Origin of the sequence: Streptomyces sp. NPDC000075 (assembly GCF_040301925.1) — a bacterium.
Taxonomy (GTDB): Bacteria; Actinomycetota; Actinomycetes; order Streptomycetales; family Streptomycetaceae; genus Streptomyces; species Streptomyces polychromogenes.
Map to the genome: position 1 here is coordinate 64,134 of NZ_JBEPFL010000014.1, position 23,441 is coordinate 87,574.

The window sequence follows — 23,441 nt, forward strand, 5'->3', positions numbered from 1 at the left end:
AGTAGGGTGTTCGGCATGACGACCGGGGTGCGGCGCAGGATGGGTGTCGAGGAGCGGCGGCAGCAGCTGATCGGGGTTGCCCTGGAGCTGTTCAGCCACCGCTCCCCCGACGACGTGTCGATCGACGAGATCGCGGCGGCGGCCGGCATATCCCGGCCGCTCGTCTACCACTACTTCCCCGGCAAGCTGAGCCTGTACGAGGCCGCGCTGCGGCGGGCCGCCGACGAGCTGGCCGAGCGGTTCGTCGAACCGCACGACGGGCCGCTCGGGGCGCGGCTGCTGCGGGTGATGGGCCGGTACTTCGCGTTCGTCGACGAACACGGGCCCGGCTTCTCGGCGTTGCTGCGCGGCGGTCCGGCCGCGGGCAGCAGCCGGGCCAACGCGATGATCGACGAGGTGCGGCAGGCCGCGTACGAGCAGATCCTCCTGCACATCGGCGTCGAGGAGCCCCCGGCCCGGCTGGAGCTGGTGGTGCGCTCCTGGGTGTCGCTGGCCGAGTCGACGGCGCTGCTGTGGCTGGACGGGCGGCGGATCCCGCGGGCCGAGCTGGAGCTCCAGCTGGTGCACGACTTCGCCGCGCTGGCCGCCGTGAGCGCGGCGTACGACGCGGAGATGGCGGGGATCCTCGTACGGATCCTGGCGGGCGAGCCGGCCGACGGCCCGTTCGGGGAACTGGTGGGGCGGCTGGCGGCGCTGGTGCCGGGGCCGCGCGAGGGCGCACCGGCGATGTGACGGCGGGGCGCGGGCCGGGTGGGACCCGGCCGCGCGGCTGGCGATAATGCCCGCGTGATCATTGACGACGGGATCGTGTTCCGGGCGGCCGAGGAGAAGGACGCCGGAATCCTGGTGAAGCTGTACGACCAGGCCGCCCGGTGGATGCGCAAGCAGGGCATCGACCAGTGGAAGCCGGGCGAGAAGGACGCCGCGCACTTCCGGGCGAAGATGCGCGAGGGGGAGGTGTGGCTCGCCGCCGACGGCGACGGGCAGGTGGTCGGGGCGTACGAGCTGTGGTGGTCCGACGAGGAGGCGTGGGGGGTCCAGCCGCCGGTCGCGGGCTACGTGCACCGGCTGATGGTGGACCGTGAGACGGCCCCGCCGGGGGCCGGGCTGCGGATCCTGGAGCACGCCGAGCGGCGGATCGCGCGGACCGGGCGGGAGCGGGCGCGGCTGGACTGCGTGTCGACGAACCCGCGGCTGCTGGCGTACTACCAGGGCGCGGGCTACCGGGTGGTGGGCGAGTTCCCGTCGAAGCAGGGCAAGGACGGGCGGGTGTACGGGGTGATCCTGCTGGAGCGGCGCCTCGACGTCTGAGGCGTGCGGGGCGGCGGGCACGGTGCGGCGCCGGGGCGCAAGCCCGCCGCGCGCGCCATGCCGGGGTGGCTCTCGGCCGTCCGCGCGGGGACGGGTTGCCCGGGTTCCCGGCCCGCCGGTACTGATGGTCTCGACCAGTCGGTACCAGGAGGGGAACACCATGAGCATGTCGTTGAGCAGGTCCGCGGGCGCCGTCTTAGGGCTGGCGCTGACGGCCGTACTGGGGGCCACGGGCGTGGCCGGGGCCCAGCCGCTGCCGTCGGCGCCGGCGCCGGCGAAGGACCGGGCGGTGGCCGAGGCGCCGGCCTCGGTGATCGCGGACGTCCAGGCGGCGGCCGCCCGCCACCACGCGCTCGCGCCGGCCGCGCGGGTGGTCTGCTACGCCGCCCACGTCCAGGACGTCGGCTGGCAGGCCGCGGTGTGCGACGGCGCCGTGGCCGGCACCACCGGGCAGTCGCGCCGGATGGAGGCCCTCACCGTCGCGACCAGCGGGACCGGCGGGGTCTGTGCGGACGCCCATCTGGCCGACGTCGGCTGGCAGGGCTGGCGGTGCGCGGCCGACGGCCAGGCGGTGACGGTCGGGACCACCGGGCAGTCGCGCCGGATGGAGGCGCTGGGCCTGCGGGTCGGCAGCGGGAGCGTGACGGCGCAGGCGCACGTGGCGGACTACGGCTGGCTGAACGCCCTGGGCGGGAACCCGGTGTACGTGGGCACGACCGGGCAGTCGCGGCGGATGGAAGCCGTCCGCGTCTGGGTCTGAGCCGAAACGGTGTGACGGGGTGGTGCCGGACCGCGGCCGGCACCACCCCGTCTTCGTGCGGGTGCGTCAGGAGCGCTTGAACACCGCGACCGTGCGCGCCGGGACGGTGAACTCCCCCGTCGCCCGGTCGTACGCCGACGCCTTGACCGCCGGGTCGGAGCCGCCCGCCTGGACCGGGTGCAGGGCGTAGCCGGTGCCGGCGAGGGCGGGGAGGCGCTGCGCCCGGGCGGTGGGGGTGGCGTTGAAGACCACCACGAGGTCACCGAGGGCCATGGTGAGGACGCCCGGGGTCTCGTCCGGGCCCGACAGCGGGAAGGACAGCCGGTCCTGGACCGCCTGGGCCGTGGTCAGGGCGAAGGCGGGTTCGCTCGTACGGATCCGCAGCAGGTCGCGGTAGGCGGCCGAGGTTCCGTCGATGTCCGCGCAGCCGGGGACCGGGCCGGTCAGCAGGGGCTTGGCGTAGGGCCATTTGGCACGGTTGTCGGCGGCGGGCGGCAGGCCCCGGCCGAAGCCGTTGCCGCTGCGGCAGTCCCAGTGCAGGGCGTTGAACCAGTCGCCGCTGTCGAAGGAGTTGCGGTCCAGGGACTTGGAGCGCAGCAGGTCGCTGCCCGCCTGGGAGAGGGCCGGTCCCTGCGAGAGGGCGGCCGTGGCCAGGGCGAGGACCTGCATCCGGGCCCGGTCGGCGGTGGAGGTGCCGGCGGGGAGCTTGTAGGCGAGGGCGTCGTACAGGGACTCGTTGTCGTGGGCGTCCGCGTAGGCGAGGGCGTCGCCGGGGGCGGCCGCGTAGCCGGCCGGGGCGCCGTTGTAGTCGAGCTCGGATCCCTTGGTGCGCCGGCCGGTGGAGTCGGTGAAGACGTACGGGGCCAGGTTGCCGGTGAGGCCGACCTTGAGCAGGTCCTGGTCGTGGAGGAGGCGGGCGCGCTGCTGCTCGGGCGTGCCGTTGGCCGGGGAGCCGTTGGGATCGGTGAACAGGCCGGTGGCGAAGCCCTGGACGCGGGGGTCCTCGTCGAAGGGGCCGCCGCCGCGCACGGCGTCGCGGGCGCGGTCGGAGAAGGTGGCGATGCCGGTGCCGGCCATGTTCTTCTGCGTGGCCTGGACGAAGCGGGCGTCGTCGGCGACCTCGCCGAAGTTCCAGCCCTCCCCGTAGAGGATGATCTTCTTCCCGTCGACCCCGTCCTTGGCGACGGTCAGTTCGTCGAGGGCCTTGCGGACGGCGAGGATGTTGGCCTTCGGGTGGTGGCCCATGAGGTCGAAGCGGAAGCCGTCGACCTTGTACTGCTTGGCCCAGGTGACGACGGAGTCCACGACGAGGCGGCCCATCATGGCGTTCTCGGGGGCGGTGTTGGAGCAGCAGCTGGAGGTGGCGACGCTGCCGTCGGCGAGGAGGCGCTGGTAGTAGCCGGGGACGATGCGGTCGAGGACGGACTGGTCGGCCTGCCCGGAGGCGACGGTGTGGTTGTAGACCACGTCCATGACGGTGCGCAGCCCGGCGCCGTTCAGCGACTGGACCATCCTGCGGAACTCGACGGTGCGGGCGGTGCCGTTCGGGTCGCTCGCGTACGAGCCCTCGGGGACGGTGTAGTGCAGCGGGTCGTAGCCCCAGTTGAAGCCGTCCTTGGCGGCGGCGGCCGTCACGCAGGCCTGCTGGGCTTCGGAGTCGGGGGCGTGGGCCTTGAGGTCGCAGGCGGGCGCGGTGCGGTTCTTCGGGTCCTCGGGGACGCTGCCGAAGTCGAAGGCCGGCAGGAGGTGGACGTAGGAGGTTCCGGCGGCGGCCAGTTCGCGCAGGTGGCGCATGCCGGCGGAGTCGGTGTCGGTGAAGGCCAGGTACTGGCCGGGGTGCTTGCTCGTCGGGTCCGCGACGGAGAAGTCGCGGATGTGGAGTTCCTGGATCTGGGCGCTGGTGAAGGGGACGGCGGCGGGCTTGCGCAGGTCGCGCCAGCCGGCCGGGGCGAGCTTCGGGTCGGCGAGGTCGACGGCGAGGCTGCGGGCGGAGTCGGTGGTCAGGGCGGTGGAGTAGGGGTCGGTGACGAGGTTGCGGACGATCTGCCGGGTGCTGGGGGCCCAGACGGTGACGGCGTAGCGGTAGGGCTTGCCGGTCCAGGAGCGTTCGCCGCGCACGGACCAGACGCCGCTGGTGTCGTCGCGGTGCATGGGGACGGTGCGGCCGTCGAGTTCGAGGGCGACCTGCTGGGCGGTGGGGGCCCAGACGGAGAGGGTGGGGCGGCCGTCCTTGAAGACGGGGCCGAGGGGGGTGCTCTTCGCGCTGCCGGCGTAGAGGTCGTCGAGGACGCCGGCGAGCTGGACGCCGGTGGCGGCGAGGACGGCGCCGTTCGCGGCGCGGGCGCTGGCGACGAGCTGGCCGCGCAGGGCGTCGCGGACCCGGTCGCGGTCGCGGGGGTCGACGGTGAAGGCGGTGTACGCGGCCAGGTGCGGGAACTTCTGCTTCTGGGCGGGGGTGAGGGTGGTCCGGTTCAGGCGCAGCCACGGGGCGCCGGCTTCGTGCAGGACGCCGCCGTCGGCGGTGATCCGGCCGTCGTGGGAGGCGAGGAGCTGGGCGGAGGCGGCGGCCGCGGGGGCGTTCCAGGCGACGGTGTCGCGGTCGATCCAGACGGCCTCGGCCTTGGTGAGGTCGAGGGCGGCGCCGGATCCGGCGGCCTGCGGGAGGAGGTACTTCTCGCGGCCGCCGAGCATCCACACCTCGTGGCCGGTGGCCCTGAGGTCGAGGGACTGGTCGGCGGGGAGGTCCTTCTCGTCGCCCTTGTGGAGGATGTAGCTCAGGCTGGTGGCGCCGGGGGCGAGGGGGACCTCGTAGACGGCCCCGTAGGAGTCGGTGCGGACGGGGAGCAGGGGCCTGGACCAGTCGGTGGGGGTGGCGGCGCCGGTCCACACGTGCAGGCCCCAGCCGTCGTAGGCGCCGTCGGGGCGCTGGTAGTGGAGGACGGCCTTGGCCTGGTCCTGGGGCGGGTAGGCGGGGCGGTCGGTGCGGGCGGCCTCCTTGCCCTGTTCCAGCCAGACCTCGCCGGTGCGGGTGAGGTCGAGGGTGCGGTCGGCGGCGACGTCCTTGGTGCCGTCCTTGTCGATGACGAGGTAGCCGAGGGTGGAGGCGCCGGGCTTCAGGCGGACGTACGCGAAGGCCCCGTAGGCGTCGCGGCCGGTGAAGGGGTGCCCCTGCGGCCAGGGGGTGGCTTCGCCGTCGGCGAGGTCGCCCCAGGCGTACAGCCGCCAGTCGGTGTAGTTCCCGTCGGGGCGGTTGTAGTGGACGACGGCGTAGTCCCGCTGGGTGGCGGTGGGGGGTGTGGGCGGCGGGGTCTGTCCGGCGGTGGTCGCGGCGAGCGCGGAGGCGGTGCGGCCGGTCGCGTCGACGGCCACGGCCTTGTAGCGCAGGGCGGTGCCGGCGGGGGTGGTGGCGTCGAGGGACTGGGTGACCTTGTAGGGGGCGTGGTCGGCGGAGCCGAGGACCTTCCAGGGGCCGGCGCCCGTCTGCGCGGCGAACACGACGCGGTTCAGCGGGCCGCCCGAGACTCCGGCGGACAGCTCCACGGTGCCGGTGGCGCCGGGGGCCGGGGGCGTGAGGGTGAGGGCGGGTCCGGTGGCGGGAGTGGGGAGGGGGGTGGTGGCCCGCAGGACGGTGGTGGCGAGGGCGGGGACGGTGACGGTGAGCTTGCCCGACGGGGAGGCGGTGGTCAGGCCGGTGGAGTAGAGGGAGGCCGGTGTGCCGGGGCCGCCGTAGAGGGTGCGGTAGCCGGCGCCGGCGGGGGCGTCGAGCTGGACGGTGCGCGGCTCGGCGGCGTTGTTGGCGGCGACCAGGTACTCGGTGCGGGTCTTGGGGTCGGTGCGGGCGAAGGCGTAGACGCCGCCGTCGGAGAGGCGCTCGCTCTGGACGCCGTCGCGCAGGGCCGGGTGGTCCTTGACCAGCTTCGAGAGAGCACTGATCTGCCGGTAGAGCGGGTGCTCCGTGTCGTAGGCGTCGCTCGCGGCGGTGCGGGTGGTGCCCAGCTCGTCGTCGTCGAGGTAGTCGGCGATCCGGGTCGCGAAGAGGGGCTGGCGGGCGTCCTTGTCGCCGCCGGAGCCGGTGAAGCCCTGCTCGTCGCCGGAGTACACGACCGGGTTGCCGCGGGAGAGGAACATCAGCTCGTTGGCGAGCCGGTAGCGGTCCAGCAGCTCGGGCTCTCCGGCGCCGGGCCGGTCCTGCTTGAGGAAGGAGCCGAAGCGGCCCATGTCGTGGTTGCCGAGGAAGGTCACCTGCTCGTAGGCGTTGGCCTTGTCGGTCGTGTACCGGTAGTCGTCGCCGAGGACGGAGGCGAGGCGTCCGGCGGGGGCGCCCTGGGAGGCGTAGGCGCGGATCGCGTCCTGGAGCGGGAAGTCGAGGGTGGCGTCGAGACGGCCGCGGGTCACGTAGGGGGAGGTGACGGCGGTGTCGGCGGAGTAGACCTCGCCGAACATGAAGAAGTCCTTGCGGCCGTGCCTGGCCGCGTACTGGTCGAGGGCGGTGGCCCACTGGGTCCAGAAGTCCATGTTCACGTGCTTGACGGTGTCGATGCGGAAGCCGTCGACGGCGAAGTCGCGGACCCACTTCTCGTAGATCTTCTCCATGCCGCTGACGACCTCGGGGCGCTCGGTCCACAGGTCGTCGAGCCCGGCGAAGTCCCCCTGCCCGGCCGACTCCCCGGCGAAGGTGGAGTCGCCCCTGTTGTGGTACATCGCCGGGTCGTTGAGCCAGGCCGGGGACTTGAGGTCCTTCTTCGCGGCGGGGACGAAGGGCGTACGGGGGAAGGTGCGGGCGGCGTCGACGGCGGGGAACTTCTGCTTCCCGTCGGCGTAGTCCGCGTCGTCGAAGGGGACCCCGTCCTTGGTCAGGTAGGGGAAGGCGCCCTTCGACAGGTAGTCGTGCGAGCCCTCCTCGTAGTCGACGACGTCGGCGGTGTGGTTGGTGATGACGTCGAAGAAGACCTTCATCCCCTTGCCGTGCGCCTTGTCGATGAGGCGGGCCAGGTCGGCGTTGGTGCCGAAGTGCGGGTCGACCTGGGTGAAGTCGGTGATCCAGTAGCCGTGGTAGCCGGCCGAGGAGTTCGCCCCCTCACCCTGCACGGGCTGGTTCTTGAAGATCGGGGCCAGCCAGATGGCCGTGGTCCCGAGCCCCTTGATGTAGTCGAGCCGGTCGGTGATCCCCTTGAGGTCCCCGCCCTGGTAGAAGCCCTTGTCGGTCGGGTCCAGGCCGGTCTGGAGCCGGGTGCCGGTCAGGCCGCCGGTGTCGTTGCGCGGGTCGCCGTTCGCGAAGCGGTCCGGGAGGACGAAGTAGAACTGCTCGCGGGTCAGGTCGTGCCGGGCGGGCTCGGCGGCGAGCTTCGCGTCCGAGGGCGGGGCCGGGGGCGTGGCGGCGGCCGCGCCGGGGGGCAGGGCCGTCAGGACGGTCGCGGCCAGGGCGGCGGCGACGGTCCCCGCTGCGGGGCGTATCAAGGGGTGTCTCCTCGGGGAGGGTGAGGGCCGCCCGGCGCGGCAGGGTCAGGGGTGCCGGGCGGCCCTGGTCGGGGGGCGCGGGGTCAGTTGCGCCAGGTGTCGGTCAGGGTGACCTTGCCGTTGGCCGGGACGGTGGCGGAGCGGTTGGCCCCGCTCTCCCAGGTGACGTTCCCGGAGGCGTCCTTGCGGACGTACTTGTAGGAGAACGCGGTCCCGGCGGGGAGGGTGACGTCGAGCTTCCAGACGGGGTAGGAGGCCGGGTCGAGCTTGAGGGCTGCGCCGGTGTTCCAGTTGCCGAGCTCCGCCCGGTCGCCGGTGACGTAGACGTTCTGGCCGGGGACGGTGGTGGCGTTGACGGCGAACGAGGCCCCGGCGGGGGCGGCGGGGTTCCCGGCGCAGGTGCGGGCGCCGGTGTGCAGGGCGAGGGCGGTCTGCGGGGCGAGCGTGGCGGTGAACCGGCCGCCGGAGTCGACGCTGACCGCGCGGCCGCTCTGGACGTCGCAGTAGTCCCCGCCGGGCAGGGAGGTCTGGAAGGTCCGGGTCAGCGGCGCGCCCTCGTGGTTGAGGGCCACGTACGCCTTGGTCCCGCGTCCGAAGGCGATCTGGTTCCCGCCGTTGTCCCACCAGTCGGTGACGGCCTGCCCCCGGGCGGTGTTGCGCAGGCCCACCATGGAGGAGATCTCCGGCCAGGCGTGCTGGCACTTCCACCCGTCGCTGTAACAGGCGTTGACGGTGCCCCCGTTGGGCGGGCCGGCGTCCTTGTCGGTCCACTCGTAGCCGGAGTGCACGTCCGGGGAGCCGTAGGGCCAGGCCAGCATGAAGACGGAGGCGAGGGTGTAGTTCGCGCCGTCCTTGTAGTTGAGGGTGTCGCCGACGCGCTCGGTGTCGTGGTTGTCGACGAAGACGGCGGACCGGCCACTCGGCATGTACCCCCACGCCTCGCCGAAGTTCTTCAGGTAGGCGAGCTTCTCCCCCTGGAAGACCCGCTTCAGGTCGCGGGCGTACCGGAACTCCTGCACGTCCCCGTTGCCGAGGTACTCGCTCGGCTGCACGGCCTCGCCGGCCCCGTATATCGCCTCCTGCTTCCAGTAGGCGTTCGGGTCGGTGAGCCGGGACTTGATGTCGGCGAGATCGGCGGCGGGCATGTGCTTGGCGGCGTCGACGCGGAAGCCGTCGACGCCCAGCGACAGCAGGTCGTTGAGGTAGGCGGCGATCCGCCCCCGCACGTGCTCCTCGCCGGTGTCGAGGTCGGCGAGCTGGACGAGCTCGCAGTTCTGGACGTTGGCCCGGTCCTGGTAGGTGGAGATCGTCGCCCGGCAGTCGTCCATGTCGGCGCCCGAGTAGAGGCCCGGATAGTCGTACTTCGTGTAGGAGGACCCGCCGGTCCCGACGCCGTCACCGGCGGCCATGTGGTTGATGACGGAGTCGGCGACGACCTTGACCCCGGCGGCGTGGCAGGTGCCGACCATCCGCTGGAAGGCGGCCCGGTCCCCGAGCCGTCCGGCGATCTTGTAGCTGACGGGCTGGTACGAGGTCCACCACTGGGGCCCCTGGACGTGCTCCTGCGGCGGCGAGACCTGGACGTACCCGTACCCGGCGGGGCCGAGGCTCTCGGTGCACGCCTTGGCGACGGAGTCGAACCGCCACTCGAACAGCACGGCGGTGACGTCCTTGTCCCCGGGCGGGGCGGCGGAGGCGGGCGGGGCCGAGGCGGTGAGGGCCGAGGCGGCGAAGACGGCGGCCGCGAACGCGACTCTGCCGCTCCGCGCCCCTCTCTCGGATCGGGACATGCGGGGAACCTCCTGGCGGGAGAGGTGTGGGGGGTTGCAGGCGACCGTAGGGGGCGCCCCGAAGTGTTGCAAGACCTTGCGCAAGAGATTGCAGAATTGTTTCCGACATACCCGCCCAAGCCGATCCCCCGACCCCGCGCAGTGCCGTTTTCGCAGGTGAACCCGAGGTCCAGACGGCCTAGCCGTGTTGTCCCGGGACGTGCCGCTGTCACTACACCCCGTGATGTGATCAAGCACCACCGAACGCCCGAAGCTCATCGAGATGCTCAACACCTGCGACTGAGGCGACGACCCCCAGGCGATGTCCAGGTCCTCGCGCTGTGGCTGTGGTGGTCCGACGAGGAGTACTGCTGGATGCCGTTCAGCCCGGAGAAGCCCGTCTCCCTGGCCAAGGGCGGAGGGCCCGGCGTCCTACGACGGCTCGCGGACCGCGAGTACGAGAGCGCGGCGTGGGTCTTCCTGCGCCAGAGCGCGGTCTGGTCGCTGGTCGTCCTGGCGATCGCGGCGATGAACGTCCTGGGCACCTCCCACGGCTCGCCGTACGTCCGCTCCCTCCTCCAGGCGGGAGCCGCGTACACGACGGCGACCGTGGCGCAGGTCTCTGACGTCCGCGAGCTGCTGAACGGCGAAGAGGAACGGGTGGGCTATCACACCACCCTCGTCGTCACCACGCCCCAGGGCAGCCGGGTCCGCTCCGAGCGGGCCTTCACCCCGCACCGGCCCGAGCCGGGCAACCAGGTCCGCATCCTCTGGGCCCCCACCGCCCCGGAGCTGGGCGGCCTGGTGGGCACCGACGAGCCGCTCGACCGCTACGTCAAGCGCGACTGGGGCCCCACCCTGCGCGGGGTGGCGCCGGCGGCCTTCGGGCTGCTCCTGGTCCTGACCTGCATGCTGCCCGTATCCGTAGCGGCGGAGGCGGACGGCCTCCAGGAACAGGCATGGTCCCCGTTCGCCCAGACGGTGCACGCCGCCGCCATCACGGCGGTCCTGGCGGCCGTCCTCCCGTACCTCACGGGCACGGTGGACGGCGGCCACCTCGGCTGGCAGCCGTCGGCCTCCTCGCCCTCTACATAGCGATGCCGGTCCGGGCCCTCATGACCTGAGGACCCGGACCGGCATCAACACTCACCTCACTTGACGTTGACGGCCGTCCACGCGGCCGCCACCTGCTGGTACTCCACGCCCGTCGCGCCGTACAGGTCGGCCGTCGCCTTCAGGGTCGCCGCACGGGCGCCCGCGTAGTCGGTGGTCGAGGTCATGTAGGTCGAGAGGGCCTTGTACCAGATCTTGTACGCCTTGGTCCGGCCGATGCCCGCGACGGTGGAACCGTCGTAGGTGGGCGAGTTGTACGCCACACCGTTCACGGTCTTCGCCCCGCTGCCCTCCGACAGAAGGTAGAAGAAGTGGTTGGCGACACCGGACGAGTTGTGGACGTCGAGCCGGCCCACCGTCTTGGACCAGTAGTCGGCGGAGGCGCCGTCCTTGCTGGGCTTGTCCATGTAGCGCAGCGGGGAGCCGTCGCCCCGGATGTCGATCTTCTCGCCGATGAGGTAGTCACCGGGGTCGGAGGCGTTGTTGGCGAAGAACTCCACCGACGTGCCGAAGATGTCGCTGGTGGCCTCGTTCAGACCGCCCGACTCGCGGCTGTAGTTGAGCTTGGCCGTGGCGGCGGTCAGGCCGTGGCTCATCTCGTGGCCGGCCACGTCCAGCGCGGTCAGCGGCTTCTGGTTGTTCTGGCCGTCGCCGTAGGTCATGCAGAAGCAGCTGTCGGACCAGAACGCGTTGACGTAGGCGTTGCCGTAGTGGACGCGGGAGTAGGCGGCCTTGCCGTCGCCGGCGATACCGTTGCGGCCGAGCTCCGACTTGTAGAAGTCCCAGGTGACGGCCGCGCCGTAGTGGGCGTCGACGGCGGCGGTCTGGCGGTTCGACGGGGTGCCGTCGCCCCACTTGTCGTCCGCGTCGGTGAACAGGGTGCCCGTCGCGGTGGAGGTGGCGCCGTTCAGGTCGTAGGTCTTGTGCCCGCCGCGCGCGGTGTCGGTCAGGCTGAACGCCGAACCGCTGGGCGCGGTGCCGAGGGTGACGGAGCCGGAGTACTCGCTGGTCCCGACGCCGGTGTCGATGGCCTCGTAGGAGTACAGCTCGGCACCGGTCGCGGCATCCGTGATGACGTGCCGCTCGCTGGGCGTGCCGTCGGCCTGCTTACCGGTGACGACGGCCTCGTAGGCGAAGACCGGCTTGCCGGTCGCGGCCCACACGACCTGACGCGCACCGGCGGGCGCCGCGCGCAGCGCGGAACGCGCACCGGCCGGGGCTATCTTCGCCTCGACGGCCTTGTCGGTCTTGCGGCTGCCGTCCTTCTTCTGGTGGACGACGAGGTCACCGCCGAGGACGGGCAGGCCCCCGTAGGTGCGCTCGTAGCGGGTGTGGACCGTACCGTCGGCGTCCTTGACGACGTCCCGCGCCACGAGGCGCTCGTCGCCGCCGAGCCCGATGGCGCGCGCGGTGTCGGCGGCGCCGTTCTGCGCCTCACCGATCGCCTGGGCACGCGCCCCGGCGGACAGCGTGAGCGCGGTGGCCCCGGCCTCCCGCTCGGCGGACGCACTGGCGGAACCGGTCTGGACGGCGATGGCGACCATGGCCGCGGAGGCGACGATCGCGGCGGCACGCATGGTGCGGGGGGTGCGGAATGAGGACATGGGGAAGGTCACTCCTTGATAGCCGTGGGGGGACTGGCTGAGAGAGTGCCAGCAGATTGGCCGAAGTGACAGGTACGCAACAAGGATTTGACCTGCCGTTGTCCGTTGAGCGGCACACAACCTCCGCTCAACGAACGAAAACCCCCCATTCCGCTTCCCCCACCGAGCAGTTGCGCGGCTTACTTTCGCGGCCGAAAGGAGGCCCGTCGCACCCGGATACTGTTGCCGGTGTCGAGTCAGAACGGAGCAACAGCATGCACGCTCTCCCGCACGACCACACCGGCGCACGCATCAAGCGGCTTCGCCTGCAGCACGGCCTGACCCAGAAGGCCCTCTCCGATCTCTCCCAAGTCCCCTACTCCACCCTGACGAAGGCGGAGCAGGGCGTGAAGCCGGCATCCCCATACGTCATCGCCCAGGTGGCCCGCGCACTCCGTGTCGACGTAGCCACGGTCCTCGGCCAGCCGTACGCCGCCGAACTCCGCGAGGACCAACTGGACGTCCTCGTCCAGCCGATCCGCGAAGCCCTGGACGTCTACGATCTCGGCGCCGATCCGGAGATCACCCCCCGCCCCCATCAACTCCTTGCCGCCGACGCCGAATCGCTTCTCGTCGCCGTCCGCGCCGGGGAGATCAAGCAGGCAGCCGCCGCCGTTCCCGGCCTCGTCCTGGAGGCCACCACCTCCGCTCACGCGGCACCCGGGCACGAACGCTGGCTCCTGCTGGCCAGCACCTACCGAACCGCCTACGACATCGCCACCAAACTCGGCTACGGCGACCTGGCCACCATCGCCCTGGCCCGCATGGACTGGGCCGCCGAACGCGCTTCCAGCGCCGCCCTCGGCGGCATCTACCGGTACATGCGCGCCCTCACGTACCTCCGCGACGGCCAGTACCGCACCGGCCAGCGTCTCACCGCCCTCGGCCTGAGCCTTCTGGAACAGGCCGACCCAGGACAGGAACGCGAGGTCGTGACCGGCCAGCTGCACCTCGGCGCATCGGTCATGGCCGGTCGCTCGAAAGACAAGACGACCGCCGAGATCCACCTGTCCGAGGCCGAACGGATCGCCACCCGCACCGGTGAAGCGCCCACCGTGCACTACCTGTCCTTCGGCCCCACCAACGTGAAGGTCCACCGGGTGAGCGTCCTGGCCGAACTGGACGAGTACGGGGACGCCGCACGGACCGGACGCAGCGTCGAGATCCCGCAGGACTGGCCCAAGTCGCGAAAGGCCCACCACTACGCGGAACTCGCGCGAGCGCATCTCTGGACCGGCGACCTGGACGCGTCGTTCGACAACCTCCTCCGCGCCCGGAAGGCCGCCCCGCAGCAGGCGCGCTACCACCAGACGGTGAGGGACACCTACACCGGCCTGGAGGCCGCCCGCCGCCAGCTGCCCGACAGCTTCCTCTCCTACGGCACCTGGCTGGGCGTCTGACAGCACCTCGTAAGGCCCTGGCCCCGGCTATCACCAACTCGTGTCAGTCGGGGCCTTGCGGCACCCCCACTCTGGTCACCTCATCCGCTGACAACGGCAGGGAGTGGCCTGTGACCAGCCACATCACACACAGCGGCACCCACAAGGCGCCCAGCTTCGCTATCTCGGACGAACCCTCGACCCGTGTGACGGTCATAGACACCCCCGGCACCGACCTGCTCGACCGCGCCCACGCGGGGTGGCAGCGCTTCCTCGAGACCCTTGAGGAGCGGCCCCATGAATGACCACTACGAGTACGTCCCCCACCGCCTCCTCCACCGCCGCGTCCGCGACATCGCCTCCGGGGCCGAGGGCGTATTGATGGCCGTCATCAACGAGAACGTCTCGGACTCGGACACCTACGACCACTGGATGGAACTGGCCTACATCCGGGGCGCCTCCGGCCGCGAGTTCACGACGGCCGTCGCCAACGTCCAGCCCGCCTATGACCAGCCCCAGACGGCCGGCAGCCGCCGGGACCTGGGCAGCGCGTAGCGATCTGATGCGCCCGCCAGCCCCGGATGCCCCTCAGGTCGGCATCCGGTGCGGGTATCAGCCCCAGACGGGCCGCGGACGCCGAGACGACGGGAGCGCGTAGCGATCTGATGCGTGCTTTGGTCCGGCCCCCGACGGCCCGGCTCATCGCTGATCCCGCCGCATGCCCCACCACGACCCGTGCCGTCCTTTTGGGGGTTTCCCGGCAGTCCTTGTCTTTCCGGGGCGGGACGGTCTGTCAAGGGTCGCCGCAGGCGATCGCGAAGCGACGCGACGAAGGAGCGCCCTTGACAGGGCGGCCCGAACCGGAAGGACAGTGGGACTGACGGGAAACCCCCAACCCCTCCCTGAGACCGCCCCACCGGCACCCCGCCCCCACACCACCGCCCCGCAGACGGGGAGGCGGGTGGGCAACCACCGCCCGGCCCCCGGCCCCTCGCGGGGGAGATAGCGGGCCCGCACCGCGAGGGCGCGTAACACCACCCCCCTACCCCGGTCCCGTGGACCCCCGGACCACCAGCTCCGGCTGGAACACGTACTCCGTCCTCTGCACCGGCGTCCCCGCCACCGCCTCCAGCAGGGCCCCCACCGCCGCCGTCGCCATCGCGCGCACCGGCTGGCGGACCGTCGTCAGCGGCGGGTCCGTGAAGGCGATCAGCGGCGAGTCGTCGAACCCGACCACCGAGACGTCCTCCGGGACCCGCAGCCCCCGTTCCCGGGCGGCGCGGATGACGCCGAGCGCCATCATGTCGCTCGCGCACACCACCCCCGTGCACCCCCGCTCCAGCAGCGCGATGCCCGCCGCGTGGCCGCCCTCGACCGTGAACAGGGTGCGCTGGACCAGCCCCTCCGCATCGGCCCCCGGCCTCGCGGCCAGGAACCCCTGCTCCTTCCGGGCCGACGGCACGTACCGCGTCGGCCCGATGGCCAGCCCTATCCTCCGGTGCCCCAGCTCCTCCAGGTGCCGTACGGCCATCTCCGCCGCGGCCCGGTCGTCCGGGGAGACGAACGGGGCCTGCACGTGCTCGTTGAACCCGTTCACCATCACGAACGGAACCCCCCGCGCCGCCAGCCGCTGGTACCGCGCCGGGTCAGCCGTGGCATCGGCGTGCAGCCCGGACAGGAAGACGATCCCGGTGACCCCCCGCTCCTCCAGCTGCTCGACCAGCTCGTCCTCGGTCGCCCCGCCCGGCGTCTGCGTACACAGCACGGGCGTGTACCCGTGCCCGGCCAGCGCCTGCTCGATGACCTGCGCGAACGCCGGAAAAATGGGGTTGGTCAACTCAGGAATGAGCAACCCCACCAACCCGTTGCTCCGCCGCTTGAGCCGCACCGGCCGCTCGTAGCCCAGCAGGTCCATGGCGGCCAGCACCCGGTGCCGGGTGCCGGCCGCCACGCCCGCCTTGCCGTTGAGCACACGGCTGACGGTCGCCTCGCTGACCTGGGCCTGCGAGGCGATGTCCGTCAGCCGCAACGGGGAACTCACCCCTGCCACCACACCGTGGTGTCACCCGGCAGGACATCGGGGTCCTCCCCCAGCTCGCCACTGGCGAGGAGCACCGAACCCGGCACCCCTGCTGTCCGCGCTATCCGCGCTATCCGCACGTCCTCCCCCGTCGTGTTGACGGCGCACACAAAGCGCCCCCGCCGGAAGGCCAGCACCCCTTCGGGCATCTGCGGCCACTCCAGCCACTCCACGGCGTCCCCCGCCCCCAGGTCCGCGTTCTCCCGCCGGATCCGCAGCGCGGCACGGTAGAGCTCCAGCGTCGACCCGGCGTCCCCGGTCTGCGCCTCCACGCTCAGCTCCGCCCACTCCGCCGGCTGCGGCAGCCAGCTGCCGCCCTCCCCGAAGCCGTACGGCGCGGCCTCCCCCGACCACGGGATCGGTACCCGGCAGCCGTCCCGCAGCCCGTCCTGCCCGTTCGCCTTGAAGAACGACGGATCCTGGCGCACCTCGTCCGGCAGCTCGGTCACCTCCGGCAGCCCGAGCTCCTCCCCCTGGTACACGTACGCCGACCCCGGCAGCGCCAGCATCAGCAGCGCGGCCGCACGCGCCCGCGCCAGGCTGCCGAACCGCGTCCGGTGCCGGACCACGTCGTGGTTGGACAGCACCCAGGTGGTCGGCGCGCCCACGGGCCGCATGGCGTCCAGCGACTCGTCCACCGCGGCCCGCAGCGCTGCCGCGTCCCAGCCGGTCGTCAGGTAGTGGAAGTTGAACGCCTGGTGCAGCTCATCGCTCCGCACGTACAGGGCGGTACGCGCCACGCTCGGCGCCCACGCCTCCGCGACCCCGATCCGCTCGCCCGCGTACTCGTCCAGGACCTTGCGCCACGACCGGTAGATCTCGTGGACCCCGTCCTGGTCGAAGAAGGGCAGCACCTGGTTGCCCAGCAGCTTGAGCTGCTCGTCACGGCCCAGATCGGGCAGCCCGTCCGCCTTCACCAGCCCGTGCGCGACGTCGATCCGGAACCCGTCCACGCCCAGGTCCAGCCAGAACCTGAGCACCGAGCGGAACTCGTCCTGCACCGCAGGGTGTTCCCAGTTGAAGTCGGGCTGCTCGGGCGCGAAGAGGTGCAGGTACCACTCCCCGTCCTCGACCCGCGTCCACGCGGGCCCGCCGAAGATGGACTCCCAGTCGTTCGGCGGCTCCTCGCCCGACTCCCCCTTCCCCGGCCGGAAGTGGAAGCGTTCGCGCAGCGGGGTCCCCGGGCCCTCCCGCAGCGCCTGCTTGAACCATTCGTGCTGGTCGGAGCAGTGGTTGGGGACGAGGTCGACGATGATGCGCAGGCCCAGCCCATGGGCCTCGCGGATGACGGCGTCGGCGTCGTGCAGGGTGCCGAACATGGGGTCGATGGCCCGGTAGTCGGCGACGTCGTAGCCGGCGTCGGCCTGCGGGGAGGCGTAGAAGGGGCTCAGCCAGACGGCGTCCACGCCCAGCTCCTTGAGGTAGGGCAGTCTGCTCCGGATGCCCTCGAGGTCCCCCATGCCGTCCCCGTCGGAGTCGGCGAAGCTGCGCGGATAGACCTGGTAGATCACCGCGTCTCTCCACCAGCCGGACCGGGTCCCGGTCGGGGTGGGGAGAGCGTCGGCGAGGTGCTGGGTCATGGTGTCCTTGGAGAGATCGGGCCGGTCGTGCGGAAGGCGGGGCGCGGAACGCGGAGCGCGTGACTCGGGGTCGGTCAGCCCTTGGTGGCGCCCGCCGTCATACCGGCGACGAGGTGACGCTGTGCGAACAGGAAGAAGACGGCCGCGGGGATGGCGATCAGCACGGAAGCCGCGCTCATGGCACCCCAGTTGGACGTGTACTGCGTGACGAAGGTCTGCAGCCCGCCCGCGAGGGTGAGGTTCTCCTCGCCGACCATGAAGGCCGAGGCGTAGGCGACTTCGCCCCATGCGGTGATGAAGGCGTAGAAGCCGGTGACGGCGAGGCCGGGCTTGGCGAGCGGGAGGATCAGGCGCCAGAAGGTGCCGAAGGGGTTGAGCCCGTCGACCCGGCCGGATTCGTCGATCTCGACCGGGATGGTGTCGAAGAAGCCCTTCATCATCCACGCACAGAAGGGCACGGCGATGGTGAGGTAGGTGATGATCAGGCCGAGCGGCTGGTTCAGCAGCCCGAACTCTCCCATCATGTTGTAGAGCGGGACGATGAGGATGGCCATCGGGAACATCTGCGTGATGAGCAGGGTCCACATCAGCGGCTTCATGCCCGGGAACCTGAAGCGGCTGACCGCGTACCCGGTGGTGGCGGCGATGAACACGCCGAGCACCGTCGTGACGCCCGCCACCAGCACGGAGTTCCAGAACCAGCTCAGGAAGTGGCTGGACTCCAGCAGGTAGGAGTAGTTGTCGAGCGAGGGCTCCTTCACGAAGTCCGTGCTGATGGCGTACTTCGCGGGCTTCAGGGAGGTCAGCAGGATCCACAGCACCGGGAAGACGGCGATGACGGACGCGACCAGGAGCGTGGCGTGCAGCCCGAAGGAGGCCAGCGGCGACCGCGCCCCGCGCGGACGGACGCCCTTCGGACGGATCTCGGTCCCGACGTCGGACATGGTCACCACACCTCTCCCTGCTTGCGCAGCGAGCGCCGGTAGACCAGCGCGAAGATCATGAGCAGGCCGAGGATCAGCACGCCCCAGGTCGCGGAGCCGGCGAAGTCGCGCGGGCTGGCGATGAAGGCCTGGCGGAAGGCCTGGGTCACGAGGATCTCGGTGGAGTCGCCGGGGCCGCCCCGCGTGAGCAGGAAGATCACCGGGAACATGTTGAAGGTCCAGATGGTGGAGAGCAGGATCACCGTCATGCTGACGGCGCGCAGCCCCGGCAGGGTGATGTGCCGGAACCGCTGCCAGGGTCCGGCGCCGTCCATCTCGGCGGCCTCGTACAGCTCGCCGGGGATCGACTGGAGGCCGCCGAGCAGGGCGACCATCATGAAGGGCACGCCGAGCCAGACGTTGACGGCGATGACGGAGAGCTTGGCCCAGGTCGGGTCGTCCAGCCACGGGACGGCGGAGATGCCCCCGCCGTCGAGGATCTTGTTGAGGATGCCGTTGTCGCGGTTGAAGAGGAACCGCCAGGCGAAGACGGAGACGAAGCCGGGCACGGCCCAGGGCAGGATGAGCGCCATCCGGTAGGCGGCGCGGCCCCGGAACTGCCGGTTGAGCACGGTGGCCAGTCCGAGGCCGAGGGCGAAGGTGACGGAGACGCAGGCGACGGTCCACATCACCGTCCACACCAGCCGCTGCCAGAAGACGGGGTCACCGAGGACCGCCGCGTAGTTGTCGAACCCGACGAACTCGTACGTGGCCTCGATGTGCCGCACGCCGATCGTACGGGCGACGTTGCGCTCGCTGGCGTTCGTCAGCGACAGGTAGACGCCGCGGACGAGCGGCCAGCCGACGATCACGCCGAGGACGAGGACGACGGGGGCGACCATGGCCCAGGCGTACCAGTGCGTGGCGAGGGCCCGGCCGATACGGCCGCGCGGGCTTCCGGTGGTCCCGGCGCCCCCGGAACCGGCGGCGTTCCCGGCGGTCTTGGCGGTCGTGCGGCCGGGGCCGCGGCCGGCGAGGGTCGTCTCGCCGGCCGCGGCCTCCGTCACGGACCGGCTGGTGTCAGCGGCCATCGTGTGTACTACTTCCAGCCCTTGAGGATCTTGCGGAACTCGGCCCCGGCGGCCTTGGCGGCGTCCTCCGGGCTGGAGGCGCCGGTGACGGCCTTGGTGTACTCGACCTTCAGCGGCTCGAAGAGGGAGCCGTTCTCCGGGATCCAGGCGCGCTGGACGGACTGGTCGACGGCCGGCTTGAAGAACTGGACCATCTCGCTGTTCTTGACGTCCGGCTGCTCGTAGGCGGCGGTGCGCGTCGGGAGCAGGCTGAGCTCCTTGGCGGACCGGACCTGGACCTCCTGGGAGGTCATGTACTCGACGAAGGCGTGCGCGGCGGCGGTGTTCTTGGAGCCGGCGTAGACGGCGAGGTCGTGGCCGCCCTGCGGGGCGCCGGCCTTGACGGAGCCGGCCGGGACGGTGGCGATGCCGAGGTTGGACTTGTCCTTGAACTGCTCGCCGGCGTAGCTGTCCTCGACGGCCCAGGGGCCGTTGATCATCATCGCGACCTCCCCGGACTTGAAGGCGGTCTGCATGTTGGTCCAGCCGTCGGTGGCGTTGGTGACCGCGGCGCCGGAGGCGACCAGGTCGCGGGCGGCCTTGAAGCCCTTGACGCCGGCGGGGCCGTCGACGGTGACGGTCTTGTTCTTGGCGTCGACGAGGTCGCCGCCCTCGCCGTAGATGAACGGCAGGAACCAGTAGGAGTCGTCGCCGCGCAGGTAGAGGCCGGTCTTTCCGGTCTTGGCCTTGATCGCGGCGGCGGCGGTCTTCAGCTCCTCCAGGGTCTTGGGGGGCTGGACGCCGGCGTCGGCGAGCATCTTCTTGTTGTAGAAGAGGCCGAGGGTGTCGATGACCTGCGGGACGGCGAAGGTCTTGCCGTCGAACCTGCCGCTGGCGGCGGCCTGCGGCAGGAACTCGGCGTCGATCTTCTTGACGGTGTCGGCCGGGACCTCGTCGAGGTAGCCGAGGGAGGCGAAGTCGGCGACCCAGCCGACGTCGGCGCGGATCACGTCGGGGGCGTCGGCACCGCTGCTGAAGGCGTTCTTGACCTTGTTCTGGGCGTCGCCGTAGGGCACGTTGACGTACTTGACGGTGACCTTCGGGTGCTGCGCGGTGAAGCCCTCGGCGATCTTCTGGAAGCTCGCCTTCTCGGCCTCGTTCGAGGTGTCCCACCAGGTGACGGTGCCGGAGAGCTCGCCGCCCGCCTTGGTCTCGCCACCGTCGTCCTTGGTGTCACCGCCGCAAGCCGTCGCCGCGAGCGCCAGGGTCGCGACCAGCGCGGTGGCCGCTATGCCACGCCGCATATGAACTCCTTCGATGATCCCGGCCGCGCCCTCGCGGTCCCGAGTTGCAGGGAACGTAACAAGACTGAAAGCCGACCGAAAGACCTTGCGGCAATTTTCTGCAAGCGGAGGGGATCGTTACATCCGTGTGTCCGTACGGTTGCCGCAGCTTGCTGGTGCGTGTCCGCCAGTTCGAGGCCTCTCCCCTCCCACAGGCCCGCAACCACCGGGCGCGTGCGCGCGTTGACTGCGGTATGAACCACGAGTTGACGGCCCTCCCGCTTGCAAGCGCTTCCAGCGACCCCGCCGCGAGCCGCCGCTGGTGGCGCGATGCCGTCATCTACCAGGTGTACGTCCGCTCCTTCGCGGACAGCGACGGCGACGGGGTCGGGGACCTGCGCGGGGTGCGCGAGCGGCTCCCGCACCTGGCCCGGCTCGGGGTGGACGCCGTGTGGCTCACCCCCTTCTACGTGTCCCCGCAGGCGGACGGCGGCTACGACGTCGCCGACTACCGGGCCGTCGACCCCCTCTTCGGTGACCTCGCCGACGCCGACGACCTCGTCCGGGCCGCCCACGCGCTCGGGCTGCGGGTGATCGTGGACGTGGTGCCGAACCACACCTCCGAGCGGCACCCCTGGTTCCAGGAGGCCCTCGCCGGCGTCCCGGGCGCCCGGGAGCGGTACCTGTTCCGCCCGGGGCGCGGGGCCGACGGCTCACTGCCGCCGAACGACTGGGAGTCCGTCTTCGGCGGTCCCGCCTGGACCCGGGTCCCGGACGGGGACTGGTACCTGCACCTGTTCGCCCCCGAACAGCCCGACCTCGACTGGGAGCACCCGGAGGTGGCGGAGGAGTTCGCCTCGGTGCTGCGGTTCTGGCTGGACCTGGGGGTGGACGGCTTCCGGGTGGACGTGGCCCACGGCATGGTCAAGGCGCCGGGCCTGCCCGACATCGGCCGGGGCGCGCAGGCCACGCTGATCGGCACCGAGCCGCTCCCCTTCTTCGACCAGGACGGGGTGCACGCCATCCACCGCTCCTGGCGCCGGCTCCTCGACTCGTACGGGGGGCAGCGGATCGGGGTCGCCGAGGCCTGGGCGCCGACCTCGGAGCGGCTCGCCCTGTACGTCCGGCCCGACGAGCTGCACCAGGCCTTCAACTTCCGCTTCCTGAACTGCCCCTGGGACCCGGTGGCGATGCGGACCGTCATCGACGAGTCCCTGGCCGCGACCTCGGCGGTGGGGGCGCCGACGACGTGGGTGCTGTCCAACCACGACGTCGTACGCCATGTGACCCGGTACGGGGGCGGGGCGCAGGGGCTGGCCCGGGCGCGGGCGGCGGCGCTGCTGATGCTGGCGCTGCCCGGGTCCGCGTACGTCTACCAGGGTGAGGAGCTCGGCCTGCCGGAGGTCACGGACCTCCCGGCCGAGGCCCGCCGGGACCCGGCCTTCCGCCGCAGGCCCCCGGTGGGCGGCCCGGGGGCGGACGGGCAGGACGGGCTGCGGGACGGGTGCCGGGTCCCGATGCCGTGGTCCGGGCACGAGGCCCCGTACGGGTTCGGCGACGGCGGGACCTGGCTGCCGCAGCCCGAGGGGTGGGGCGGGCTCACCGTCGCCGCGCAGACCGGTGACCCGCACTCCACGCTGGAGCTCTACCGCGCGGCCCTGGAACTGCGCCGCGCGCTGCCGGGTCTGGGCGCGGTCGAGGCGGGCCAGGACGGGCCGGCGGAGGAGTGGCCGGGTACGGGGGCGGGCCCCGCCGTCTTCGCGCGGGGCATGCGCTGGCGTCCGGCGCCCGAGGGGGTGCTCCTCTTCACCCGTCCCGCCTTCGCCTGCACCCTCAACACCCTCCCCACGGCCGTGGAGATGCCGAGCCCCGGACGCCCGGTGCTGTCCAGCGCGCCCGTGGAGACGGACGGCCGCACGGTCCGGCTTCCCCCTGATTCCTGCACCTGGTGGGCGTTGTGAGCCGTCTGCCGGTACAGTCCAACTCCGTGACCGCACGGCTTGCCGACATCGCAGCCCAGGCGGGGGTCAGCGAAGCCACAGTCAGCCGCGTGCTCAACGGCAAGCCCGGTGTGGCCGCAGGCACCCGTGAGTCCGTGCTGGCCGCGCTCGACGTGCTCGGCTACGAGCGGCCCGTACGGCTGCGGCAGCGCAGTGCCGGTCTGGTCGGGCTGATAACCCCGGAGCTGGACAACCCGATCTTCCCGGCGCTCGCGCAGGTCATCGGGCAGGCGCTGACCCGGCAGGGGTACACGCCGGTGCTGGCCACGCAGACGCCCGGCGGGTCCACCGAGGACGAGCTGACCGAGATGCTGGTGGACCGGGGCGTCTCCGGGATCATCTTCGTCTCCGGGCTGCACGCCGACACCACCGCCGACATGGGCCGCTACGACCAGCTGCGCGCGCAGGGCGTCCCGTACGTCCTGATCAACGGCTTCTCCGACAAGGTGCGGGCCCCCTTCGTCTCCCCCGACGACCGGGCCGCCATGCAGCTCGCGGTGACCCACCTGACGGCGCTGGGGCACACCCGGATCGGGCTCGCGGTGGGGCCGAAGCGGTTCGTGCCGGTGCTGAGGAAGATCGAGGGCTTCCGGCTCGCGATGCGGGAGCGGCTCGGGCTCGGTGAGGCCGAGACGGAGGAGCTGATCCAGCACTCCCTGTACACCCTGGAGGGTGGTCAGGCGGCCGCGGCGGCGCTCATCGGGCGGGGCTGCACGGCCGTCGTCTGCGCCAGCGACATGATGGCGCTGGGCGCGATCCGGGCGGCGCGCCAGCAGGGGCTGCGGGTGCCGCAGGACGTCTCCGTGGTGGGCTTCGACGACTCCCCGCTCATAGCGTTCACCGATCCGCCGCTGACGACGATCCGCCAGCCCGTGCAGGCCATGGGGCAGGCGGCGGTGCGGACCCTGCTGGAGGAGATCGGCGGCACCCCGGCCCCGCACAGCGAGTTCGTGTTCCTGCCGGAGCTGGTGGTGCGCGGGTCGACGGCGTCGGGTCCCGGTCAGCGGCGCGGGGCAGGGTAACGGGTCTCCGGGACGGTGTCCTCCGCAGGGCGGAGCACGGGCGCGGAAGAC

Annotated in this window: 17 protein-coding genes; 9 read left to right on the plus strand and 8 right to left on the minus strand. The window is 71.9% G+C overall.

Going from position 1 to position 23,441, the window contains the following annotated elements; genetic code table 11:
* The first annotated feature begins 15 nt into the window (after positions 1–15).
* From ABT403_RS18270 to ABT403_RS18280, 3 genes are all read left to right on the plus strand, one after another.
* Positions 16–732: a TetR/AcrR family transcriptional regulator gene (locus tag ABT403_RS18270; protein WP_344153577.1), complete on the plus strand. Its 717-nt coding sequence runs from the start codon at positions 16–18 to the stop codon at positions 730–732.
* Positions 733–786: 54 nt separating this feature from the next.
* A complete protein-coding gene (locus ABT403_RS18275; protein ID WP_344153574.1) occupies positions 787–1,311 on the plus strand; it encodes a GNAT family N-acetyltransferase in 525 nt (174 codons plus the stop codon).
* Positions 1,312–1,471: 160 nt separating this feature from the next.
* A complete protein-coding gene (locus tag ABT403_RS18280; protein ID WP_344153571.1) occupies positions 1,472–2,071 on the plus strand; it encodes a polysaccharide deacetylase in 600 nt (199 codons plus the stop codon).
* Positions 2,072–2,137: 66 nt separating this feature from the next.
* On the opposite strand, the gene pulA is transcribed toward ABT403_RS18280, so the two are convergent.
* Positions 2,138–7,528, minus strand: coding sequence for a pullulanase-type alpha-1,6-glucosidase (pulA, locus tag ABT403_RS18285; RefSeq protein WP_344153568.1), 5,391 nt, complete (start codon positions 7,526–7,528; stop codon positions 2,138–2,140).
* A gap of 83 nt (positions 7,529–7,611) precedes the next feature.
* Positions 7,612–9,318 (minus strand): carbohydrate-binding module family 20 domain-containing protein, encoded by a 1,707-nt coding sequence (locus ABT403_RS18290; RefSeq protein ID WP_344153565.1) that lies wholly within the window; start codon positions 9,316–9,318, stop codon positions 7,612–7,614.
* A 354-nt stretch (positions 9,319–9,672) separates the two neighbouring features.
* Between ABT403_RS18290 and ABT403_RS18295 the strand changes: the two genes are divergently transcribed.
* Positions 9,673–10,392 (plus strand): hypothetical protein, encoded by a 720-nt coding sequence (locus tag ABT403_RS18295; RefSeq protein WP_344153562.1) that lies wholly within the window; start codon positions 9,673–9,675, stop codon positions 10,390–10,392.
* 56 nt (positions 10,393–10,448) lie between these two features.
* Here the strand turns inward: ABT403_RS18295 and ABT403_RS18300 are convergent, their stop codons facing one another.
* Entirely contained in the window at positions 10,449–12,014 is a 1,566-nt protein-coding gene (locus ABT403_RS18300; RefSeq protein ID WP_344153559.1) for a M4 family metallopeptidase, read from the minus strand.
* A 254-nt stretch (positions 12,015–12,268) separates the two neighbouring features.
* On the opposite strand from ABT403_RS18300, the gene ABT403_RS18305 reads away from it, so the two are divergent.
* From ABT403_RS18305 to ABT403_RS18315, 3 genes are all read left to right on the plus strand, one after another.
* Positions 12,269–13,453 (plus strand): helix-turn-helix domain-containing protein, encoded by a 1,185-nt coding sequence (locus ABT403_RS18305; RefSeq protein WP_344153556.1) that lies wholly within the window; start codon positions 12,269–12,271, stop codon positions 13,451–13,453.
* Positions 13,454–13,563: 110 nt separating this feature from the next.
* Entirely contained in the window at positions 13,564–13,737 is a 174-nt protein-coding gene (locus ABT403_RS18310; RefSeq protein ID WP_344153553.1) for a hypothetical protein, read from the plus strand.
* Positions 13,730–13,987: a hypothetical protein gene (locus tag ABT403_RS18315; RefSeq protein ID WP_344153550.1), complete on the plus strand. Its 258-nt coding sequence runs from the start codon at positions 13,730–13,732 to the stop codon at positions 13,985–13,987. Before ABT403_RS18310 ends, ABT403_RS18315 begins: the two co-directional genes overlap by 8 nt.
* A 487-nt stretch (positions 13,988–14,474) precedes the next feature.
* Here ABT403_RS18315 and ABT403_RS18320 read toward each other — a convergent pair whose 3' ends face one another.
* From ABT403_RS18320 to ABT403_RS18340, 5 genes are all read right to left on the minus strand, one after another.
* Entirely contained in the window at positions 14,475–15,482 is a 1,008-nt protein-coding gene (locus tag ABT403_RS18320) for a LacI family DNA-binding transcriptional regulator (protein WP_344153547.1), read from the minus strand.
* Complete coding sequence (locus tag ABT403_RS18325) at positions 15,470–17,092, minus strand: glycoside hydrolase family 13 protein (protein WP_344153544.1); 1,623 nt, start codon at positions 17,090–17,092, stop codon at positions 15,470–15,472. The genes ABT403_RS18320 and ABT403_RS18325 overlap by 13 nt, the downstream gene beginning before the upstream one ends.
* Positions 17,093–17,166: 74 nt before the next feature.
* A complete protein-coding gene (locus tag ABT403_RS18330; protein ID WP_344153541.1) occupies positions 17,167–18,036 on the minus strand; it encodes a sugar ABC transporter permease in 870 nt (289 codons plus the stop codon).
* A gap of 2 nt (positions 18,037–18,038) precedes the next feature.
* A complete protein-coding gene (locus ABT403_RS18335) occupies positions 18,039–19,106 on the minus strand; it encodes a carbohydrate ABC transporter permease (protein ID WP_344153537.1) in 1,068 nt (355 codons plus the stop codon).
* Positions 19,107–19,114: 8 nt separating this feature from the next.
* Entirely contained in the window at positions 19,115–20,389 is a 1,275-nt protein-coding gene (locus ABT403_RS18340; RefSeq protein ID WP_344153534.1) for an extracellular solute-binding protein, read from the minus strand.
* Between the two features lie 233 nt (positions 20,390–20,622).
* Between ABT403_RS18340 and ABT403_RS18345 the strand changes: the two genes are divergently transcribed.
* Both ABT403_RS18345 and ABT403_RS18350 read left to right on the plus strand, forming a co-directional pair.
* Positions 20,623–22,329, plus strand: coding sequence for a glycoside hydrolase family 13 protein (locus tag ABT403_RS18345; protein WP_344153531.1), 1,707 nt, complete (start codon positions 20,623–20,625; stop codon positions 22,327–22,329).
* A gap of 26 nt (positions 22,330–22,355) precedes the next feature.
* The gene (locus tag ABT403_RS18350; protein WP_344153528.1) at positions 22,356–23,390 is read left to right on the plus strand and encodes a LacI family DNA-binding transcriptional regulator; all 1,035 of its coding nucleotides are present in this window, start codon (positions 22,356–22,358) and stop codon (positions 23,388–23,390) included.
* The last annotated feature ends 51 nt before the right edge of the window (positions 23,391–23,441 follow it).

Coding starts and splice junctions, on each gene's coding strand:
- ABT403_RS18270 (WP_344153577.1), top strand. CDS start 16: ATGACGACCGGGGTGCGGCGCAGGATGGGTGTCGAGGAGCGGCGGCAG.
- ABT403_RS18280 (WP_344153571.1), top strand. CDS start 1,472: ATGAGCATGTCGTTGAGCAGGTCCGCGGGCGCCGTCTTAGGGCTGGCG.
- ABT403_RS18290 (WP_344153565.1), bottom strand. CDS start 9,318: ATGTCCCGATCCGAGAGAGGGGCGCGGAGCGGCAGAGTCGCGTTCGCG.
- ABT403_RS18295 (WP_344153562.1), top strand. CDS start 9,673: ATGCCGTTCAGCCCGGAGAAGCCCGTCTCCCTGGCCAAGGGCGGAGGG.
- ABT403_RS18300 (WP_344153559.1), bottom strand. CDS start 12,014: ATGTCCTCATTCCGCACCCCCCGCACCATGCGTGCCGCCGCGATCGTC.
- ABT403_RS18305 (WP_344153556.1), top strand. CDS start 12,269: ATGCACGCTCTCCCGCACGACCACACCGGCGCACGCATCAAGCGGCTT.
- ABT403_RS18315 (WP_344153550.1), top strand. CDS start 13,730: ATGAATGACCACTACGAGTACGTCCCCCACCGCCTCCTCCACCGCCGC.
- ABT403_RS18325 (WP_344153544.1), bottom strand. CDS start 17,092: ATGACCCAGCACCTCGCCGACGCTCTCCCCACCCCGACCGGGACCCGG.
- ABT403_RS18330 (WP_344153541.1), bottom strand. CDS start 18,036: ATGTCCGACGTCGGGACCGAGATCCGTCCGAAGGGCGTCCGTCCGCGC.
- ABT403_RS18335 (WP_344153537.1), bottom strand. CDS start 19,106: ATGGCCGCTGACACCAGCCGGTCCGTGACGGAGGCCGCGGCCGGCGAG.
- ABT403_RS18340 (WP_344153534.1), bottom strand. CDS start 20,389: ATGCGGCGTGGCATAGCGGCCACCGCGCTGGTCGCGACCCTGGCGCTC.
- ABT403_RS18345 (WP_344153531.1), top strand. CDS start 20,623: ATGAACCACGAGTTGACGGCCCTCCCGCTTGCAAGCGCTTCCAGCGAC.